Annotated in this window: 1 protein-coding gene; it reads right to left on the bottom strand. The window is 53.1% G+C overall.

From position 1 onward, the window contains the following. The coding region (locus KK078_RS30285) for a hypothetical protein (RefSeq protein ID WP_254094786.1) at nucleotides 1-755 on the bottom strand (755 nt) is incomplete at both ends.

Raw genomic sequence — 755 nt, 5'->3', positions numbered from 1 at the left:
ATAAGCGAGATCCCCAAGGGCCGGGAGGTGTAGTTGAAGCAAGTCTTGCTGATGGACGTGGGTGGACAGAAAAGGTCTTTCTCTGTCAGACCCAGATCTTCCAGGGTAAATGTCGAGATGTCAACACCCTGATTAATATAGGATAGTGGCGAGAGCGAGAGCATCCGCAGCCGCTTGTATTTATTGTCGGAGTCGAGCTGCAGCCAGCCTTCTTTCAGGTTGGCCAACACCGCGTCGTCTACGAACTCGGCATCTTTCAACGGCGTAAGGGCATCATAGATCTTGTATGGCCGCCATTGATTATTCGTGCCATTGACCAGCGACCAGATCTTTACTTCTTCAACAGTATACGTATGCCTAACCTGGGGCGATTTCCCTTTCTGAGGCGGTATCACTTCGAAGTTCACATACGACTGCGCCGCTTTGCCGATCGTATCCAGGGCAGTACCTAACCCGATGCCTTTGCTGAACTCCACGTCGATATGGCTGTCCAGCGGAACAATGTGCAGGTCGAAGCTGCGCGCCCATTGCGACAGCGCCGGCGGTGTCGCGGAGCCCGAAGTTGTCAGGTTCAGCGGGAAGGTTTCTCCCGTGGCTATATTAACCGCCACCACATTTTCTGCATCCAGGATGATGATCTCGCTCGTGTCTAACGTCCGGTTGAACGTAAACGTAAAGTCGATCTTGACACAGCGGTTCTTCCGCAGTACCCGGATACAAAGCTTGAGGAACCCAGAGATCAGGAACGGCTTGGG

This window comes from Dawidia soli (assembly GCF_018598185.1).
Lineage (GTDB): Bacteria > Bacteroidota > Bacteroidia > Cytophagales > Cyclobacteriaceae > Ohtaekwangia > Ohtaekwangia soli.
The sequence above is the reverse complement of the archived record's forward strand: the minus strand, read 5'-3'. Positions and strand labels throughout refer to the sequence as shown.